Source organism: Cryobacterium gelidum (genome assembly GCF_004403985.1).
Classification (GTDB): domain Bacteria; phylum Actinomycetota; class Actinomycetes; order Actinomycetales; family Microbacteriaceae; genus Cryobacterium; species Cryobacterium gelidum.
Genome location: NZ_SOHL01000027.1, coordinates 307,638 through 325,509 on the forward strand (window position 1 = coordinate 307,638; position 17,872 = coordinate 325,509).

The window sequence follows — 17,872 nt, forward strand, 5'->3', positions numbered from 1 at the left end:
ATCTCCTCCCCGCGGAAGTCTCCGCGGATCGATCGCGGTGATCCGGCACGCCGCGAGTGAACTTGGGTTGATCTCGGTCGATCCACGCCGGGAAAGAAATGTAGAAATCTCAAATCTTGCACACAAACTGCGCCTGGACCAGAAGTAGCTAACCTAGCTAGCCATTACCATTTGCCATCATTGCATGACTGGCAGCCTCCAAGCTGGGAGATTCCGTCATCGGCACCACACGGAGATACAAAAATAGAGCCACGCCCCAGTGACTGGAGCGTGACTCTATTCTTTTAGTTTCGGGCCGTTGGGCTTAGCCGAACAGCGCCGTTACCTTCGCGAGGGTTTGATAAACACCGAAGGCCAGTGGAATACCCACCAACGCCCAGGCTCCGATGATGCGGACAGCCTTCATGCGCGTGCCTCCCCCACTGTTAGGCCGACACGCGGCTTTTCTGGTTCGTGATAATCGGCATCAACCGGTCGCACGAAAAGGTTCGCGACAAAGCCGACGACGAGCAGCCCGACCATGGTGAGCAGGGCCGGCTGATAGGCCGCAGCGGTCAACTCACCCGGAGCCCCCTGCGCGTCCAGGAACGAATTCACGATGAGGGGCCCGGCGATACCGGCCGCCGACCAAGCCGTCAGCAGCCGGCCGTGGATAGCCCCCACCTGGAAGGTTCCGAACAGGTCGCGCAGGTAGGCCGGTACGGTCGCGAAACCGCCACCGTAGAACGAGATGATGATGAAAGCCAGAACAACATAGAGCGCTGTCGTGCTCGATCCAACGAGGGCCAGCAGCAGGTACAACACCGTACCGACGCCGAGGTAGACCATGTAGATGTTCTTACGCCCGGTCTTGTCCGAGGTAGCCGACCAGGCGAAACGTCCACCCATGTTGGCCAGTGACAACAAGCCGACAAAACCGCCGGCAACGGTCGCCGAGACCAGTGAGTTGCCGTCGTTCTGCCGGAAGAAGTCCTGGATCATCGGTGCAGCCTGTTCGAGAATGCCGATGCCGGCCGTGACGTTGCAAAACAACACGGTCCAGAGCAGCCAGAATTGGCGGGTTCGAATGGCATTCTTGGCCGAGACATGGTTACTCGTGACCAGGGCCTTGGTACGCACCTTCGACGGATCAAATCCGGCCGGCACCCAATCAGCGGCCGGAACCTTGATCGTGAACGCGCCAAACATCATGTACGCGAGGTAGACCACGGCCAGGGTGAGGAAGAGTTTACCCACGGCATCACCGCTGGCCACCCAGTTCTCTGCCCCGGAGTTGGGGTCATAGATGCCGAGCAGCGCCGTCGAGACCGGGCTGGCGATGAGCGCTCCGCCTCCGAAGCCCATGATCGCCATGCCGGTCGCGAGGCCCGGGCGGTCCGGGAACCACTTGATGAGCGTGGAGACCGGCGAAATATAGCCGATACCCAGCCCGATACCGCCGATGACGCCGTAGCCGACGTACACCAGCCAGAGCTGATTCGTGAAGATTCCGAGCGAACCGACGAGGAATCCTCCCGACCAGAACAGAGCAGCGACGAACATTGCTTTGCGCGGCCCGTTCGTGTCGACCCAGGTGCCCATGACTGCCGCAGACAGACCGAGCATCACGATGGCGATCGAGAAGATCACCCCGATCTGAACCAGGCTGGCGTCGAAGTGCGCCACCAGCGCCGTCTTGTAGACGCTTGTGGCATAGGCCTGGCCGATACAGAGGTGAACGGCGAGTGCGGCCGGCGGAATGAGCCAGCGATTGAATCCTGGCGGGGCGATGGTGTGGTCTCGATCGAGCCAACTCATGGGGGTGTCCTTGCTGCGGAGGGCGAATAACGACTTTGTTGTGCGCGTCAGCGTGCCAACGGTGACCGTGAAAATACTACGCGACGGGGTCTGCAATATCTGCGGATAAGAAGACTATACGAACGTATCGAACAAATTGTCGTCGAAATCTCTACCCATTTCGCGGATCGGGGGTATTTCCCCTCGCTGGCAAGGCAGGATAGATGTATGACACGTTCAGCTCCGATCGACGACATCAACGAAGATAATTTGGTCGTGACCCCGCCCAAGACCCACGCTGCGGGCGTCGAAGCCGTTATCGTGGCACTGGATCGGGGCATCGCGCAGGCCGGCATTGCCCGCACCGCGCGTTCCCTGCTGCGGCTCAACCAGCGCGACGGCACTGACTGCCCCGGATGCGCATGGCCGGAGTCCCAGGGGCACCGCAAGACCGCAGAATTCTGCGAAAACGGCGCGAAGGCCGTCGCCGAGGAGAGCACCCTGCGTACGGTGACACCGGCGTTCTGGGCCGAGCACTCCATCGAGGAACTCGCGACTAAAACCGAATACTGGCTCGGAAACCAGGGCCGCATCACGCACCCCGTCGTGATTCGCCCGGGCGACACGCACTACTCGCAGATCTCGTGGGATGACGCCTTCGAACTCATCGGTGAGCAGATTCGCGCTAGCGTGCCGGACCGCACCGTCTTCTACACGTCCGGCCGCACCGCCAACGAGTCGGCGTTCATGTACCAATTGTTCGCACGGTCCATCGGAACCAATAACCTGCCGGACTGCTCGAACATGTGCCACGAGTCGTCGGGCTCGGCGCTCAACCCCACGATCGGCATCGGCAAAGGCACGGTCTCGCTCGAGGACATCCACCGGGCCGAACTCATCCTGGTCGTCGGCCAGAACCCGGGCACCAACCACCCGCGCATGCTGTCGGCGTTGGCCGAATGCAAGGACAACGGCGGCAAGATTGTGGCCGTCAACCCGCTGCCCGAAGCCGGGTTGTTCAATTTCATGGACCCGCAGACCGCGAAGGGTGTCATCGGCAAAGGCACCAACCTGGCCGACGAGTTTCTGCAGATCAAGGTCGGAGGCGACCTGGCCCTGTTCCAGGCACTCGGCCACCTGCTGCTCGAAGAAGAAGCGCGCGTACCAGGGTCGGTCATCGACAGCGAGTTCGTCGCCGCGAACACCGATGGAATCGATGCCTACCGCGCGGCGCGTTCGGTGATCGACTGGAACGAGACGAAGAAGGCCACCGGCCTCGACCGGGCCCAGATCGAGGCCGTGGCGCAGCTCCTCATCGCGAGCAAGGCCACCATCATCTGCTGGGCGCTCGGACTCACCCAGCAGCCACACTCGGTCAATACCCTCAAGGAGATCATCAACCTACTGCTCCTGCAGGGCAACTTCGGCAAGCCCGGCGCCGGCGCCTGCCCAGTGCGCGGCCACTCCAACGTGCAGGGCGACCGCACCATGGGCGTGTGGGAGAAGCCGAAGGAGGCCATGCTCGCCGCCCTCGACGCCGAGTTCGGCATCGTCTCCCCTCGCGAGCACGGCCTCGACTCCGTCGACACGGTTGACGCCTTCGTGCACGACCGGGTGGACGTGTTCGTATCGATGGGCGGCAACTTCGCCCTCGCCTGCTCCGACACCGACCTGCTCGAGAAAGCCATGCAGCGCGTGGGACTCACGGTGCACGTGTCGACCAAACCCAATCGTTCGCACGTGATGCACGGTGTGACCTCACTCATTCTGCCGACGCTCGGCCGCACCGACACCGATGACAAGCATCCGTCTGGCCGTCAGGTGCTCTCGGTGGAAGACTCGATGTCTGTCGTGCGCACCACGCAGGGGCGCCTCGAGCCGGTGTCGGAGCACCTGCTGGCCGAACCGGTGATCATCGCCCGCATGGCACATGCCACGCTTGGCGACGACCATGCGGTCGACTGGAAGGCGATGGCCGACGAGTACGACGTCATTCGCGACCATATCTCCCGCGTTGTCCCCGGCTTTGATGATTTCAACGTTCGGCTCAAGACGAAGAACGGGTTCGTGCTGCCCAACCCGCCGCGCGATACGCGCAGCTTCGCCACCGACATCGGCCTGGCCCGCTTCACGGTGAGCCCGATTGAGTACCTGTCGGCGCCGGAGGGGCACCTGATCCTGCAGACCATCCGCAGCCACGATCAGTACAACACCACGTTTTATGGGCTCGATGACCGGTACCGCGGCATCAAGAACGCGCGTCGTGTCATCCTCATCCACGAAGACGACGTCACCGAGCTGGGCTTTGCCGACCGCGACATGGTCGACGTGATCAGCACCTTCCAGGGCGCGGAGCGCCGTGCCGACACGTTCCGCCTTGTGGTGTACCCCACACCGAAGGGATGCGCGGCCGCGTATTTCCCGGAGGCGAACGCGCTCATGCACCGCGAGCTCGTGGCCCGCGAATCGAACACCCCCGGCTACAAGGCCATGACCGTGCGATTCGTGCGGGCCGGCACCGCCGCCTAGTTTGAGCTAGGCGGCCTGCGCGTCACGGTGTGCGTCGATGATTCGGTCGCCGCCGGCGTAGACGACCATGGACTTGCCGCGGAGAAAGCCGATCAGGGTCATGCCGACCTCGGCGGCGAACTCTGCGGCGAGCGATGACGGCGCCGAGACCGCGGCGAGTACCGGAATGCCTGCCATCAGGGCCTTCTGGGTGAGTTCGAAACTTGCCCTGCTCGACACCATGAGAACAGTGCCGGTCAGCGGCAGCCTGTTCTCTTTGACCGCCCAGCCGATCACCTTGTCGACGGCATTGTGCCGGCCGACATCTTCGCGCAGCACGAGCAGTTCGCCGGTGGCGGCATCGAACAGGCCGGCCGCGTGAATGCCGCCGGTCTTTTCAAATACGTTCTGCCCGGCTCGCAGTTGCTCGGGGAAGGTCGTGAGCCGCTCGGCATCTACTCGCACCGCGTCATCCGCGATCACGAAAGCTGATTTCGTGCGCACGGCGTCGATGCTCTCCTTACCGCACAGCCCGCAGGAGCTGTTGGTGATGAGCGAGCGCTCGAGGCTGGGGGCCGGCGGTGCAACGCCGGCCCCGAGGGTGACGTCCAACACATTGAAGGTGTTGACTCCGTCGACGGCCCCGACGCAGTAGCGAGCCGAATTGAAGTCCTCACCCTGCGTGATGACGCCCTCCGAGACCAGAAACCCGGCCGCGAGATCGATGTCATTGCCCGGGGTGCGCATCGTGACGGCGAGCCGGCGGCCGTTCACCCGGATTTCCAGGGGTTCTTCGACCGCAAGCAGGTCCTCGCCAGCCAGAGGCTGGGAGCCGACGGTGATTCGGGTAATTTTACGTCGCGCGGTAATTCTGTTCATTCTGAAAGTCTGCCACGCTGGTGCCGCTTCCGCACTCCAGCGCTACTGTTTAACCGCCGATGTAGGACATTTCGATTTTCTTGGCACCGGATGCGCGCAGCTCGCTGGTCTTGGCGCTACGCAACTGGGAATAGCGGTCGGTGCGCTCACGCCAGAGGTGCGCCATGACGGTGGAGAGCTCCGCGTCGGAGCAGCCGCCGCGCATGAGCGCGCGCAGGTCGTGGCCCTCGGTGGCGAACAGGCAGGTGAAGAGTTTGCCGTCGGTCGACACGCGGGCGCGCGAGCAGGTCTGGCAGAACGACTGGGTCACGCTGGAGATGACGCCGATCTCGCCGCCACCATCCTGGTAGCGCCAGCGACGGGACGTTTCGCCGCTGTAGTTCGGGGCGATCTCGGTAAGTGGCAACTCGGCGTGGATGCGTGAGATGACGTCTGCGGAGGGCACGACCGCGCCCATCTCCCAGCCGTTGCTCGTGCCGACGTCCATGAATTCGATGAACCGCAAGATGTAGGGGGTGTCTTTGAAGTGCCGCGCCATGGCAACAATGTCCTGGTCGTTCTTGCCGCGCTGCACGACCATGTTGATCTTGATCGGACCGAGACCAGCGGCTTCGGCCACGTCGATGCCGTGCAGCACCTTGGCGACCGGAAACTTCACGTCGTTCATGGTGCGAAACGTCGTGTCGTCGAGTGAGTCGAGCGACACGGTCACTCGCTTCAAGCCGGCGTCCTTGAGCGCCTGCGCCTTCACGGCCAGCGCCGACCCGTTCGTGGTGAGCGCGATATCGATTTCGCGCCCATCAGGCGTGCGCAGTTCGGCCAGCAGGGCAATGAGCTCTTCCAGGCCCTTGCGCAGCAGCGGTTCCCCGCCGGTCAGTCGTATCTTCTCGACGCCGTGGGCGACGGCGATGCGCGCGAGTCTGGTCAGTTCTTCGAAGCTGAGCAGTTCGTCGTGTTCCATGAACGCGAAATCCCGGCCGAAAATCTCTTTAGGCATGCAGTACACGCAGCGAAAGTTGCACCGGTCGGTGACGCTGAGGCGCAGATCGTGCAACGGTCGATTCATTCGGTCGGTCACGGAACCCGTGGGGGCCTCCAGGCGCACCGGAATGTCTGCCTGCTCTCGAAAGTAGCGCGGAACTGGTTCGGCAAGGTTGACGCGGGTCATGTTTCAACCCTAAACCTCATGCCCCTGCCGAGCGTGCTGCGAACACCGGTTCTGAGCAGATGTTGATGCCGGCGCGACAATGGCCCGAACCGGGAGAGTTCCCGGATCGGGCCATCCGCTTGCCTCGTGCAGTAGAGCAGTGCCGCTGTTAACTCTTGACGTAGCCGTTCGGGTTCAGCACGTACTTCGTCGCCGCACCGGCGTCGAATTCGGCGTAGCCGCGCGGCGCATCTTCGAGGCTGATGGCCTGGGCGTTGACGGCCTTGGCAATGTGCACCTTGTCGTGCAGGATCGCCATCATCAACTGGCGGTTGTACCTCATCACCGGGCATTGGCCGGTAGTGAAGGACAGCGACTTGGCCCAGCCGAGACCGAGCCGAATCGACAGCGAACCGACCTGGGCGGCCTTGTCCTCTGCGCCAGGGTCACCCGTGACGTAGAGGCCCGGAATGCCGAGGGCACCACCGGCCGCGGTGATCGTCATGAGCGAGTTGAGCACGGTTGCCGGTGCCTCGTGGTCGGCGTCCTTGCCGTGGCCGCGCGCCTCGAACCCGACGGCGTCGACTCCGGCGTCGACCTCGGGAACGCCGAGGATCTGCTCAATCTGCTCCCCCGGCTCGCCCTTGGACAGGTCGATCGTCTCGCAGCCGAAGCTGCGGGCCTGCGCGAGACGGTCCTCGTTCATGTCGCCGACAATGACCACGGCCGCGCCGAGCAGCTGCGCCGAGACGGCCGCTGCAAGGCCTACCGGGCCGGCTCCGGCCACGTACACGGTCGATCCGACACCGGCACCGGCCGAATAGGCCCCGTGGAACCCGGTCGGGAAGATGTCGGAGAGCATGGTGAGATCCATGATCTTTTCGAGCGCCTGATCCCGATCGGGAAACTTCAGCAGGTTCCAGTCGGCGTAGGGAACGAGCACGTATTCGGCCTGCCCGCCGACCCAGCCGCCCATGTCGACATAGCCGTACGCACTACCCGGACGGTCCGGGTTGACGTTGAGGCAAATGCCGGTCTTGCGTTCCTTGCAGTTGCGACAGCGGCCGCAACTGATGTTGAACGGCACCGACACGATGTCGCCGACCTTGATGAATTCGACGTCCGGGCCCACTTCGACCACTTCGCCGGTGATTTCGTGACCCAGCACCAGGTTGCTCGGTGCGGTGGTACGACCGCGCACCATGTGCTGGTCAGAGCCGCAGATATTGGTCGTCACGGTCCTGAGAATGACACCGTGCGGCACCTTGCGGCCGACGTTTTGCGGGTTGACGCCCGGTCCGTCTTTGAGTTCGAAGCTCGGGTAATCAATGTCGATGACCTCGACGACCCCCGGGCTTTTGTAGGCAACTGCTCTGTTCCCCGTCATGAACTACCTTTCTCGTTTTTCTTCGCGGAGCAGGCCAGACGACCTTCTCCACATTGGGTGAGCGCTGCGATTCTGATGGCAGCCCCTCATCTCACCACGAATCTCAGAAATTACAATCAGCCTACTCCCAGTTCGTGGTCCCCGTTCTAGTCTATGAGCGACCAGAACGGGGAGCGACTCAGGGCTTCCAGACCTGCACAACGGATGGCCGCGGCCCGGCCCACGCGCCAGCCGGAGCGGTCGTCCCCAGCGCAACATAGTCCGGGAATCGGCTGGACTGGGCGGCCCAGCTGCCGTCCTCCCCCGGATGCTGCACAGCGACATAAACCATCGACTGCTCCGAGCGGATGACCGGCCCGCAGGTCTCCGCCTGGCGCGGCACCGCGAGGAACTGTTGCACCCGCCCGCGCTCGGGTCCGGCGAGCGGAACCTTGAACAAGCCGTCGCAGAAGCCGATCGTGCCCGGTGCGCCGTCGGTGGAGATCCACAGGTTGCCCTCGGCGTCGAAGGCCACGTTGTCTGGGCAGGATATTGGCGACACCTTGTCGCTCGGGAAACCGGCGAAGTAGGTGCTCGTGTTGGTCTTCGGGTCGCCGCAGACCAGCAGCAGGTTCCAGTCGAAGGTCACTGAGGTGGCGTCGGATCCGGTTTCAGTGATCTCGACGATGTGACCGTCGCGGTTGATCGCCCGTGGGTTGGCCTCGGTGGCACCCTCCTTGCCGAGCCGGCCGCGATCGCTGTTGTTGGTGCAGGCGACATAGATCTTGCCGGTCACCGGGCTCGGCTCGACGTCTTCGCAGCGGTCCATTTTGGTGGCGCCGACGGCATCCGCGACCAGACGGGTGTTCACGAGCGCATCATCCGTGGTGAAGCCTGCAACCTGGCAGACGCCGTCGATGACGAGCGCCACCCACTGGCCGGTGCCGTCGAATTGGCCGTCGGCGGGCAGCTGGCCGGTGCCGGTGATCTCGGCGGCTGGCGAGTTGCCCGTGAACCGGGCCACGTACAGGGAGCCCCTGGTGAGCAGGGACTTGTTGTGGCTGCGCGCCTTCGGGCTCTTCTTCTTGTCGAAGCGGTCGTGGGAGACGAACTTGTAGAGGTAGTCGAAGCGTTCGTCGTCGCCCATGTAGGCGGCGACATGCCCGGTCTTTCCGACGATCACGTTGGCGCCCTCGTGCTTGAACCGGCCGAGGGCCGTGTGCTTGACCGGGGGCTCGTTCGGTGCCTCCGGATCGACCTCCACGATCCAGCCGAATCTGTTCGGCTCGTTCTCGTTGCCGGCGATGGTGGCGTCGAAGCGGTCGTCGATCTGCTCCCAGAGCCGACCGGTCGGGCGGTTGGCGAGGCCGTAGCGGGCATCCGCTGTGCTGGTACCCGTCGTACGGAAGTAACCGTTGAAGTTCTCCTCGCCGGAGAGCACCGTGCCCCAGGGCGTGGTGCCGCCCGCGCAGTTCCCGAGGGTTCCGAGCACGGTGCGGCCGGTGGGGTCGGCCTTCGTCTTCAGCAGGTCACTGCCCGCGGCCGGACCGGTGACGGTGAACGGGGTGCTCGCGGTGATGCGCCGGTTGAGGCGGTGGCCCACGCGGTAAGTCCAGGGCGAGCCGGCGCGCTTTCGTTCGAGGGCGACGACGGACATGCCGTGGGCCATCATGGCGACCCGACGCTGCTCATCCGCTTCGGCCGGTGTCGTGGCCGGTGGGAACATGATGTTCTCGTTGGTGTACTCGTGGTTGGTGACGAGGATCCCGTCGCGCCCCTTGCGCCCCGGACCCTCGAGGATGTCGAGGTAGTCGTTGTTGTAGCCGAACTGGAGTGCCTGCGACGCGGCGCTCTGGCGCGTCGGGTCGAACGCATCGGTGACGGCGAAGAGCGGATCCCCCCAGCGGATGATGGGGTTCCAGGAGTAGCCGACGGGTACCGAGAACGCGTCGACGGCGGCAGGAACAGGCGCGATCGGGGTGAAGGCGAGCCCACGGCCGGCCGGACCGCCGGGTGCGGCCAGCGCGGGAGTTGTCTGGCCCGACCCGAGCACGATCGCCGCAGCGCCGACACCCACGCCAACGAGCAGGGAGCGGCGGCTCAGGGCCGCGCCGACGATGTCGCGAAAGTAATCGTTCGCGCTCTCGTTGGGCACCGGGTGGAAGCAGGCATCTGCGCACTTGAGGTGGCAGGTGACCGCACTGCGCTTGCCGAGGGTGTGCCCCTCCATGGGGAGCAGCGGCAGCAGCGGCCGGTCCCGGTCGGGCGTGTGCTGGCGGGGGCCGGTGGATTCACGGTGCAGCATGGGAGCACTCCTCGTGGTCGATGCGAGCCCCGAACTGGGGATATACCCACTGTCCCGCCGCCCCCTCTCCGGTTCGAGGCCATCCGGTGTCTGATCGGTGAACCGTACATGAACGCTTGGTGACACCGGACCTACAAAACGATGAGCCCGATCACCCAGACGGCGGCGAAACCCGCGACGCCCTGAATGGCGGTGGCCGGGGTGAGCGTGCGGTACGCGGTTGCGACCGGGATTCGACTGAGCTGCGACACCACCCAGAAGAAGCTGTCGTTGGCGTGTGAGACGACCATGGCTCCGGCGCCGATCGCGAGCACCGAAAGAACCTTGCCCAGGTCGGAGTCGAGGCCGAGGGCAGGCAGCAGGGGCAGGAGCAACACCGACGTCGTCACCATGGCCACCGTGGAGGACCCCTGAGCGGTCTTCAGGGCGGCCGAGATGAGGAACGGCACCGCGAGTCCAAGCCCGAGGGTCGAGAGGGTGCTGCCGAGAAAATCGGTGAGGTCGGAGGCGGCGAGTACGGCTCCGAAAGCGGCGCCAGAGGCGGTGATCAGCAGAATGGGCGCCGATATGCGGATGCCCTCGGTCACTTGTATGCCGAAGGTGTCGAGCTTGCCCGTGCCTCGAAGCAGAAACAGCGCGGCGAGCAGGCCGACGGCCAGGGCGATGACCGGGGTGCCGAGAAAGGTGATGGCGATATACAAACCGGAGTTGCCGAACGGTGCAGCCGGCAGCTTGGCGATCGACGCGACGCAAATAAGCAGAATCGGGGTGAGAATCGGCAGGAAGGCCAGAAAAGCGTTCGGCAGCTTGCCGTAGGAGGCACGAATCAGGTCATAATCCTGCTCGCCCTCTTCGCCGGACGGTTCGGGCATGAGCTCGATGTTCTTCTTCAAAAACCGGTTCGCCCAGAGCAGTCCGGCCAGCGCCGAAACCGCAGCGGCGATCAAGCCGAACCCGATGATGAGGCCGAGCTGGTCGATGATATTGAGGTTGCCAGCGGCGGCGAGGGGGCCTGGAGTCGGCGGCACGAAGACGTGGGTGGCGTAGAGGCCGGTCATGAGGGCGATGGTCATGGCCACAAGCGACACCTTGGCGCGAGCGGCGAGCGACTTCTTGAGCGAGTTCAGAATAACGAATCCGGAGTCGCAGAACACCGGAATCGACACGATGAAGCCGATGACGCTCATGGTGAGGGTGGGAAACCGGGTGCCCAATACCCGAATGAGTGCCTCTGCCATGGCGATGGCAGCGCCGCTGCGCTCGAGGATTACGCCGATGATGGTGCCGAACAGAATGATCAGTCCAATGTTGCCGAGGGTGGCGCCGAACGCCGTTGTCATGGTCGGGGCGATCGTGTCGACCGGCAACCCGAACGCGAAACCGCCGATCAGGGCGGCGGCGAGCAGCGCGAGGAACGGGTTGATTTTCAACTTCGCGGTGGCGAAGACGATGGCGGCGACGAGGGTCACCAGGATGGCGATACTCAGCATTGAGACGGCCTTTCTATTTCAGGATGCAACTGGGGTTCTGGGTGTTACTTGCGAGAGTGAAGAAAAAGGGCGACGGCTTGCGCTGCGGTCTCGCGCACCCGTTCGGCGGCGTGTTTTTGCAGGTCGTCGAGGGTCGCAGGTCCCCCGGCGATCGAGAAGGCGGCGGTGACACCGGATGTCGCGGTGTCTACCGACGACAATTCCACGCGCCCTGCAATGACGACGACCGGGCAGCCTGCCGGGGCAAGACGAGCAACCGCCACGGCCACCTTGCCGCCGAGCGATTGGGAGTCGAAGCTGCCTTCACCGGTGAGGACGAGATCAGCGGAGGCCATTTTTGAGGCCAGGCCCACGGCATCCGCTACCAGCGTGGAGCCGATAACCAGTTCGGCGCCTAGCAGCGGCACGAGGGTAGCTGGCATGCCGCCGGCGGCTCCGGCCCCTGGCCGGTCGCGCATGTTCTCGCCGGTTGCGGCGAACACGATTGCGCCGAGGTGGGCGAGGCCGGCGTCGAGCTGTGCGACATCGCTGGGCTGCGCTCCCTTTTGCGGGCCGAACACGGCGGCGGCACCGGCGGGGCCGCAGAGCGGGTTGTTCACGTCGACGGCGACGCGCCAGCGCACCATCCGGGCGCGCGGGTGGAGCCCGGAGAGGTCGATCGATGTGATCTGGGCGAGGCCGGCCCCGCCGGGAGCCACGCTCACCCCGGCAGCGTCGAGAAAACGCACGCCGAGCCCGGCGAGCAGTCCCGTTCCGCCGTCAGTGCTGGCGGAGCCACCGACACAGAGCAGAATTTCATCGACCTGCAGGTCGAGCAGTTCCCGGGCGAGCAGACCGACCCCGAAGGTGTCGGCACGCTGGGGTTGGGCAAAGACATCGGCAACGAGGGGCAGGCCATTGGACTCGGCCGCTTCGATGAGCCCGGTGCGACCGTCGGCGGAAAAGGCATAGCGAGCCGGGCGGCTGCGCCCGAGCGCGTCGACGGTGAGTATGGTGCGGGGCTCGACCTCCCAGACGGCAGCGATGGCATCGAGCGTTCCCTCACCGCCGTCAGCCATCGGGCAGAGCGTGAGGTGAATGTCGGCCCGGCCGAGCGCGAGGCCGGCATCGCGGGCCCCGTCAGCCATGGCGGCGGCAGCGTCGGCCGCGCTGAGACTGCCCTTGAACGAATCCGGCGCGATGACTATGGTGGGCGGCTTCAGCGCCGGGTGGTCGTTCATTGGATCAGGCTAGAACACAATCACACACATATTCAGGTGAAATCAACCCACAATTTCCGTCGAAATTTCGGAGAATCACTGTGCATCCTGCACATAACGAGCGGCACCGGCCGCCAACGCGAGTCGCATCGAGACGGCGGCGTTGAACTGCCGAATATTCAGGCCGGTCAGCATTTCGATGCGGTCCAGTCGCTGCACGAGGGTATTGCGGTGCACGCCGAGCGATCGCGCCGCGACGGCAATCGACAGTTCATCACGCAGGAACACTCGCGCCGTCTCGTTCAGGGCGGCGGTCAGTGGCCCGAGCACCGAACCGGCAAAATCCTCGATCATGGTGGTGGGCAGGCCGGCGATCGCCAGTTCGAGGCCCAGGGAGTCGAGCCGAGTCTCGGAGTGAGCGGCAATCGCGACAGGGTCACTGGCGAGAGGTTCGAGGAGCCCAGGCCGAGCCAGCAGCGAGCTCAGACGCTGCGCGTCACCGGCGAGTTGCGCCGTCGTCGCTGCCACGCGCCCGGTCAGAAAGCGCAGGGGCTGCACGCGGGACTGCTGCAGGCGCTGCCGGAGCAGCTCAAGGCTGAGCACGCTCGACGATCCGCTGAGCACCCAGACGGCGCCGTTGATGTCCGCGGCTACGACTCCCGAGAACTCGCGCAGCTGACGCAGCAGCGCCACGGACTGGTTGGTGCCGAGAATTCCAGTCAGATTCCACGGCGGCTGCAGGGGCGTATCGATTGCCCTCAAGCCCGACAGCAGATGGCTTTCGGTGAGGTCGCCCCGCGCGAGGGTCGAGAGCATATCCCGAATCGCCGATTCTCGCCACGACGCGTTATCGCGCTGCCGTTCCTGGGCGAGCAGCATCTGAACGGTCAGCACGAGCACCTGCGCGACCGGCACAACCTCGGAGGGGGTTCCGGTGACCCCGACCACGGCCACGACCTGCCCATCGACTATCAGTGGAATGTTCACACCCGGCCGGGTGCCCTGGCGCTCGTCACCGGGAGCAATCTGCACCGCTTCGCCGCGAACGGCGGCATCCCGGGCTCCATCGTGCAGGGTACCGATGCGGGCTGCGTCCCGGGAGCCGATGATCACGCCCATCGCATCCATGATGTTGACGTTGTGCACGAGGCTCGGCGCGACCTGCTCGACCAGGCGCTGGGCGAGTTCACGGGTGATCTGCGCGGTACTGACGGCGCTGCCGGGTGTACTGCCGATCGGTGCGGTTTCGGTCATCTGGCCATCGTAGATCGCGGGCCGCCAGCCGGACCGCACGCAACCGCCTGTGGCGCATGTCAGTGGGTTGACATACACTTTTACCTAGAAGACATATTCGATAGTGATTGGTTTCAGTGAATGTTTATTCGAACTTATTGCGAGATTTTTTAACCATTGCTCATCAGCACCTTTTCAGTACCGTACCGCTATTCACCCGTCACGAGCCCAGGGAGTACCCCCTTGCCCCACATCATCGACGCACCGGTTGACGTTGAGCTGTCCGCCGACGGCGACCCGCGCGCGTTCATTTGGAATCGATTCGAACACACCGTCATCGGGCAACCGCAGGCCGTGTTCAAACGCACCAGGTGGTGGGAAGACAAGGGAACCCCCACCCGCATCGACACCGAGCTGTGGCGCCTCGACGCCAGCCGCGGCGACGAAGAACAGCACCGCTACGACCTGCGCCGCGGCACTGACGGGTCCTGGGTGTTAGCGCTGGACTGGGGATGACCAGTGCACCGGGGACGGACTTCGCGCACCTGCACGTCGCGAGCGCCTACTCGACCCACTATGGGGTGACACTCCCCGAAGCCCTGGCCGAGCAGGCGGCCGCGCAGGGCGCGAGCTTTCTGGCCGTCACCGATCGTGACGGGCTCTACGGCGCCGTCAAGCACATGCGAGCATGCGTCGCTGCGGGCATCCGCGCCGGGCTCGGTGCAGAACTCGCCGTGCACGACCAAGAGTATCGCTCGCTCGGCCGGGTGGTCGTGCTCGCCCACGGCAATACCGAGGGTCGCGGGTACGGCGCACTCTGCCGTGCGGTCAGTGCAGCGCACGGCGGTGCAGCGCACGGCGGTGCCGGTCAGCGCTCCGCGATCACGACAGGCAGCACCGGGCCGAGCATCTCGCGCGATCGGCTGGCCGACCTGGCCGGGCTCGCCTCGCTCACCGTGCTGCTCGGCCCCGACTCCGACGTCGGCCTCGCTATCAGCCGCCGCGACAATACGGATGCCGCGGCGCGGCTTGCCCACTGGCAGCGCGCCCTGCCCGCCCAGTCCGTCGTGCTTGAGATCGTCTGTCACCTCGCCGAAAGCGGCACGGTCGGCAGCGTGACCCCGGCCACGCGCATGCTGGCCCTCGCCGAAAACGCTGGGCTGCCCGCAGTGCTCAGCAATGCTGTGCGGTACGGCACCCCCGAGGAGGCCGTCACCGCCGATCTCGCCGATGCCGCGCGCTTCCTGCTCCCGCTCGCCGAACTCGAAACCCCCCAAACCAACGGCCAGGCCTGGCTCAAGCCGGCCGGAGCGATGCGCCAGGTGGCCCGCATGGTCGTCGATGCCGGCCTGCACGACACGGGCGCCCTGGAACGGCTGCTGCGTGACACCGAGCAGCTCGCCGACCGGTGCAGCCTCGACCCCACTCTCGATATTGGGCTGGGGCGCCCGCGCATGCCGGAGGCGCGCATTATCGGGGTCACCGGCGACCCGGTCACCGAACTGTGGCGGCGCGCCAAAAGCGGCATCGCCGACCTGTACTCAATGAGCGGCTCGCGCGCGGTCGAAGCGGCCCACGCCCAGCTCGCCCACGAGATGAAAACGGTCGAGCACCTCGGCTTTGCCAGCTACTTTCTCACCGTATCCCGCGTGGCCGACATTATTCGCGGCATGGGCATTCGCATTCAGGCCCGCGGTTCGGGGGTCGGCTCGGTGCTCAACTATGCGCTGCGCACCTCCTCGGTCGAACCCATCGCGAACGGACTGCTCTGGGAACGCTTTCTCTCCCCCGAACGTCAGACGCTGCCCGATATCGACATCGACGTCGAGTCAGCCAGGCGGCACGACATCTACCGCGAGGTCTTTCGCGCTTTCGGTAGCGACCGGGTCTCGCTCATGTCGATGACCAACGCCTATCGGGGCCGTGGCGCCGTGCGCGATGCCGGCCTGGCCCTCGGCCTGCCCGACGCGCAGATCAACGTGATCGCCAAGCAGATGTGGCGGTTCAACGCCCGCGATTTTCGCCGCGCCCTCGAGGAGAAACCCGAACTCGAGGCCCTCGCCACCGAGGTGCGCGAGTCGCAACAGCTCGACCTGCTGGTCGACCTCACCGCCAAACTCGACCGGCTCCCCCGACATATCTCGGTGCACCCCTGCGGCGTGATCCTCTCCGACGCGAGCCTGCTCGACCGTACCCCGGTGCAGGCAAGCGGCATGGGCCTGCCGATGTCGCAGTACGACAAGCACGACATGGACCCGATGGGCCTCATCAAACTCGATATTCTCGGCGTGCGCATGCAATCGGCGATGGCGCACGCCGTTGAAGAGCACCACCGGCTCACCGGTGAGAGCATCGACCTCGACCGGGTGCCGCTCGACGATCCGAAAACCTTCGAGCTCATTCGGTCCACGCGCACGCTCGGCATTTTTCAGATCGAATCACCCGGGCAGATGGAGCTGGTCGGCAAGCTGCAACCGGAGGTGTTCAACGACCTCACCGTGGAGATCTCGCTATTTCGGCCCGGCCCGATGAAGAACAACATGCCGCTCAAATACCTGCAGGCCCGACACGGCGAGGTCGCCCCCGACTACATTCACCCCCGGTTCGAGCTGATTTTGCGCGAAACCAATGGCGTTGTCATCTTTCACGAACAGGTCATGCGGCTGTTCGACGAGCTCACCGGCTGCGGGCTCGGCAAAGCGGATGTCTTTCGCCGGCACCTCGGTAAGCCCGAGCAGCTCCCCGAGATCGAAGAGTACGTGCGCGAACGGGCGCTTGCGCGCGGGTTCAGCGCTGCCGTCATCGACCAGGTCTGGACGGTGTTGGCCGGGTTTGGCAGCTTCGGTTTCGCTAAGGCCCACGGCGCCGCGTTCGCCCTGCCCACCTACCAGTCCGCATGGCTGAAAACCCATTATCCGGCCGCCTTCCTGGCCGGGCTGCTCACCCACGACCCCGGCATGTGGCCCAAAGACCTCATCGTCGCCGAGGCTCGGGTGCTCGGGGTTCCGGTACTCCCCCTCGACGTGCAGTCGAGTGCGCTCGATTACCGGGTGGAGGATCTCGCCGACGGGAGCCAGGGCATCCGTTTGGCGCTGCCCGAACTGGTCGGCAGCACGGAGACGGAGCGGGCGCGCATTGCGCAGCACCAACCGTTTGGGTCGCTGCAGGACTTTCGTGACCGAGTGCATCCGCGGCGACGCACCTTCGAGGCACTCGCCCGGGTGGGCGCCCTCGACACGTTCATCGGCTACGACCGCTCGCGGCGGCACGAACTGCTCGCGCACATTCAGTCGTTGCGCGGCACCGCCGTGGTCATTCGCGCCGACCAGCTCGCATTTGAGGTGGAGCTGCCGGTGCCGCGGTATTCCGGAGACCGCGCCGGCGCCATCACCTCGCTCGAGCTGCGTGGCCGCACCCAGACCGATCTGGAGCTGCTCGACCTCAACCTGGCCGTTTCGACGCACCAGATGAAGCGCTTTCACGCGCTGTTCAAGGAGTTGGGGGTGACCCCGGCGAGCGAGCTGGGCAACCTGCCCGGCGGCACCGAGGTGCTGCTGGCCGGGGTGCGTCGGGCCACAAACACACCGCCGATGCGCGGTGGCCGCCGCGTGGTGTTCATCAGCCTCGATGATGGCACCGGCCCGGTCTCGAACGTGGTGTTCTTTCACGATGCGCAGGAGCGGGTGGGCGGGCAGGTGTTTCAGACCAACTACATGCTCGTGCGCGGTCGTACCCGCCGTTCTGGGGCCAGGGGCGTCTCGGTGACCGGGGAGAACATCTGGAATCTGTTCGACGTGGCCCGGCAGGTGAAGGAACGGCACGCCGTTGAACGTGCCGCCGCGGAGGAAGCGGCCAGCGCGGCCGCCTACGCGGCCGAGCTGGCGGTGCAGACACAGGTGTCCACCACACATTTTTCAGAAGTGCCGGGCGGCATCCTGCACCATCTCCGGGCCGCAGAGAGCGCGTGAC

Annotated in this window: 12 protein-coding genes; 3 read left to right on the plus strand and 9 right to left on the minus strand. The window is 65.0% G+C overall.

Annotated features, from left to right (window positions below):
- Positions 1-304 precede the first annotated feature (304 nt).
- Together E3T50_RS17005 and E3T50_RS14545 are read right to left on the minus strand one after the other, a co-directional pair.
- Positions 305-406: an MFS transporter small subunit gene (locus E3T50_RS17005; protein WP_420898734.1), complete on the minus strand. Its 102-nt coding sequence runs from the start codon at positions 404-406 to the stop codon at positions 305-307.
- Positions 403-1,797: an OFA family MFS transporter gene (locus E3T50_RS14545; protein ID WP_134552863.1), complete on the minus strand. Its 1,395-nt coding sequence runs from the start codon at positions 1,795-1,797 to the stop codon at positions 403-405. The genes E3T50_RS17005 and E3T50_RS14545 overlap by 4 nt, the downstream gene beginning before the upstream one ends.
- 207 nt (positions 1,798-2,004) lie before the next feature.
- On the opposite strand from E3T50_RS14545, the gene E3T50_RS14550 reads away from it, so the two are divergent.
- Entirely contained in the window at positions 2,005-4,305 is a 2,301-nt protein-coding gene (locus E3T50_RS14550; protein WP_134552865.1) for an FdhF/YdeP family oxidoreductase, read from the plus strand.
- Between the two features lie 6 nt (positions 4,306-4,311).
- Here the strand turns inward: E3T50_RS14550 and fdhD are convergent, their stop codons facing one another.
- The 7 genes from fdhD to E3T50_RS14585 form a co-directional block, all read right to left on the minus strand.
- Positions 4,312-5,163, minus strand: a complete 852-nt coding sequence (gene fdhD / locus E3T50_RS14555) for a formate dehydrogenase accessory sulfurtransferase FdhD (RefSeq protein ID WP_134552867.1) — start codon at positions 5,161-5,163, stop codon at positions 4,312-4,314.
- A gap of 49 nt (positions 5,164-5,212) precedes the next feature.
- Positions 5,213-6,331 carry a GTP 3',8-cyclase MoaA gene (moaA, locus tag E3T50_RS14560; protein WP_134552869.1) on the minus strand — a complete coding sequence of 373 codons (1,119 nt, stop codon included), beginning with the start codon at positions 6,329-6,331 and terminating at the stop codon, positions 5,213-5,215.
- A gap of 148 nt (positions 6,332-6,479) precedes the next feature.
- Positions 6,480-7,697 (minus strand): formaldehyde dehydrogenase, glutathione-independent, encoded by a 1,218-nt coding sequence (fdhA, locus tag E3T50_RS14565; protein ID WP_134552871.1) that lies wholly within the window; start codon positions 7,695-7,697, stop codon positions 6,480-6,482.
- Between the two features lie 178 nt (positions 7,698-7,875).
- Positions 7,876-9,981 (minus strand): PhoX family protein, encoded by a 2,106-nt coding sequence (locus tag E3T50_RS14570; protein WP_134552873.1) that lies wholly within the window; start codon positions 9,979-9,981, stop codon positions 7,876-7,878.
- Positions 9,982-10,112: 131 nt separating this feature from the next.
- On the minus strand, positions 10,113-11,471 hold the full coding sequence (locus tag E3T50_RS14575; RefSeq protein ID WP_134552875.1) for a GntP family permease: 1,359 nt from the start codon (positions 11,469-11,471) through the stop codon (positions 10,113-10,115).
- A gap of 44 nt (positions 11,472-11,515) precedes the next feature.
- Positions 11,516-12,691, minus strand: coding sequence for a glycerate kinase (locus E3T50_RS14580; protein ID WP_134552877.1), 1,176 nt, complete (start codon positions 12,689-12,691; stop codon positions 11,516-11,518).
- A gap of 75 nt (positions 12,692-12,766) precedes the next feature.
- The gene (locus E3T50_RS14585; RefSeq protein ID WP_134552879.1) at positions 12,767-13,924 is read right to left on the minus strand and encodes a sugar diacid recognition domain-containing protein; all 1,158 of its coding nucleotides are present in this window, start codon (positions 13,922-13,924) and stop codon (positions 12,767-12,769) included.
- A 222-nt stretch (positions 13,925-14,146) separates the two neighbouring features.
- Here E3T50_RS14585 and E3T50_RS14590 point away from each other — a divergent pair, with 222 nt between their 5' ends.
- The gene (locus tag E3T50_RS14590; protein ID WP_134552881.1) at positions 14,147-14,419 is read left to right on the plus strand and encodes a hypothetical protein; all 273 of its coding nucleotides are present in this window, start codon (positions 14,147-14,149) and stop codon (positions 14,417-14,419) included.
- Positions 14,416-17,871 carry a DNA polymerase III subunit alpha gene (gene dnaE, locus E3T50_RS14595; protein WP_134552883.1) on the plus strand — a complete coding sequence of 1,152 codons (3,456 nt, stop codon included), beginning with the start codon at positions 14,416-14,418 and terminating at the stop codon, positions 17,869-17,871. The genes E3T50_RS14590 and dnaE overlap by 4 nt, the downstream gene beginning before the upstream one ends.
- The last annotated feature ends 1 nt before the right edge of the window (position 17,872 follow it).

Coding starts and splice junctions, on each gene's coding strand:
- E3T50_RS14580 (WP_134552877.1), bottom strand. CDS start 12,691: ATGAACGACCACCCGGCGCTGAAGCCGCCCACCATAGTCATCGCGCCG.
- fdhA (WP_134552871.1), bottom strand. CDS start 7,697: ATGACGGGGAACAGAGCAGTTGCCTACAAAAGCCCGGGGGTCGTCGAG.
- E3T50_RS14550 (WP_134552865.1), top strand. CDS start 2,005: ATGACACGTTCAGCTCCGATCGACGACATCAACGAAGATAATTTGGTC.
- E3T50_RS17005 (WP_420898734.1), bottom strand. CDS start 406: ATGAAGGCTGTCCGCATCATCGGAGCCTGGGCGTTGGTGGGTATTCCA.
- fdhD (WP_134552867.1), bottom strand. CDS start 5,163: ATGAACAGAATTACCGCGCGACGTAAAATTACCCGAATCACCGTCGGC.
- dnaE (WP_134552883.1), top strand. CDS start 14,416: ATGACCAGTGCACCGGGGACGGACTTCGCGCACCTGCACGTCGCGAGC.
- moaA (WP_134552869.1), bottom strand. CDS start 6,331: ATGACCCGCGTCAACCTTGCCGAACCAGTTCCGCGCTACTTTCGAGAG.
- E3T50_RS14545 (WP_134552863.1), bottom strand. CDS start 1,797: ATGAGTTGGCTCGATCGAGACCACACCATCGCCCCGCCAGGATTCAAT.
- E3T50_RS14570 (WP_134552873.1), bottom strand. CDS start 9,981: ATGCTGCACCGTGAATCCACCGGCCCCCGCCAGCACACGCCCGACCGG.
- E3T50_RS14575 (WP_134552875.1), bottom strand. CDS start 11,471: ATGCTGAGTATCGCCATCCTGGTGACCCTCGTCGCCGCCATCGTCTTC.
- E3T50_RS14585 (WP_134552879.1), bottom strand. CDS start 13,924: ATGACCGAAACCGCACCGATCGGCAGTACACCCGGCAGCGCCGTCAGT.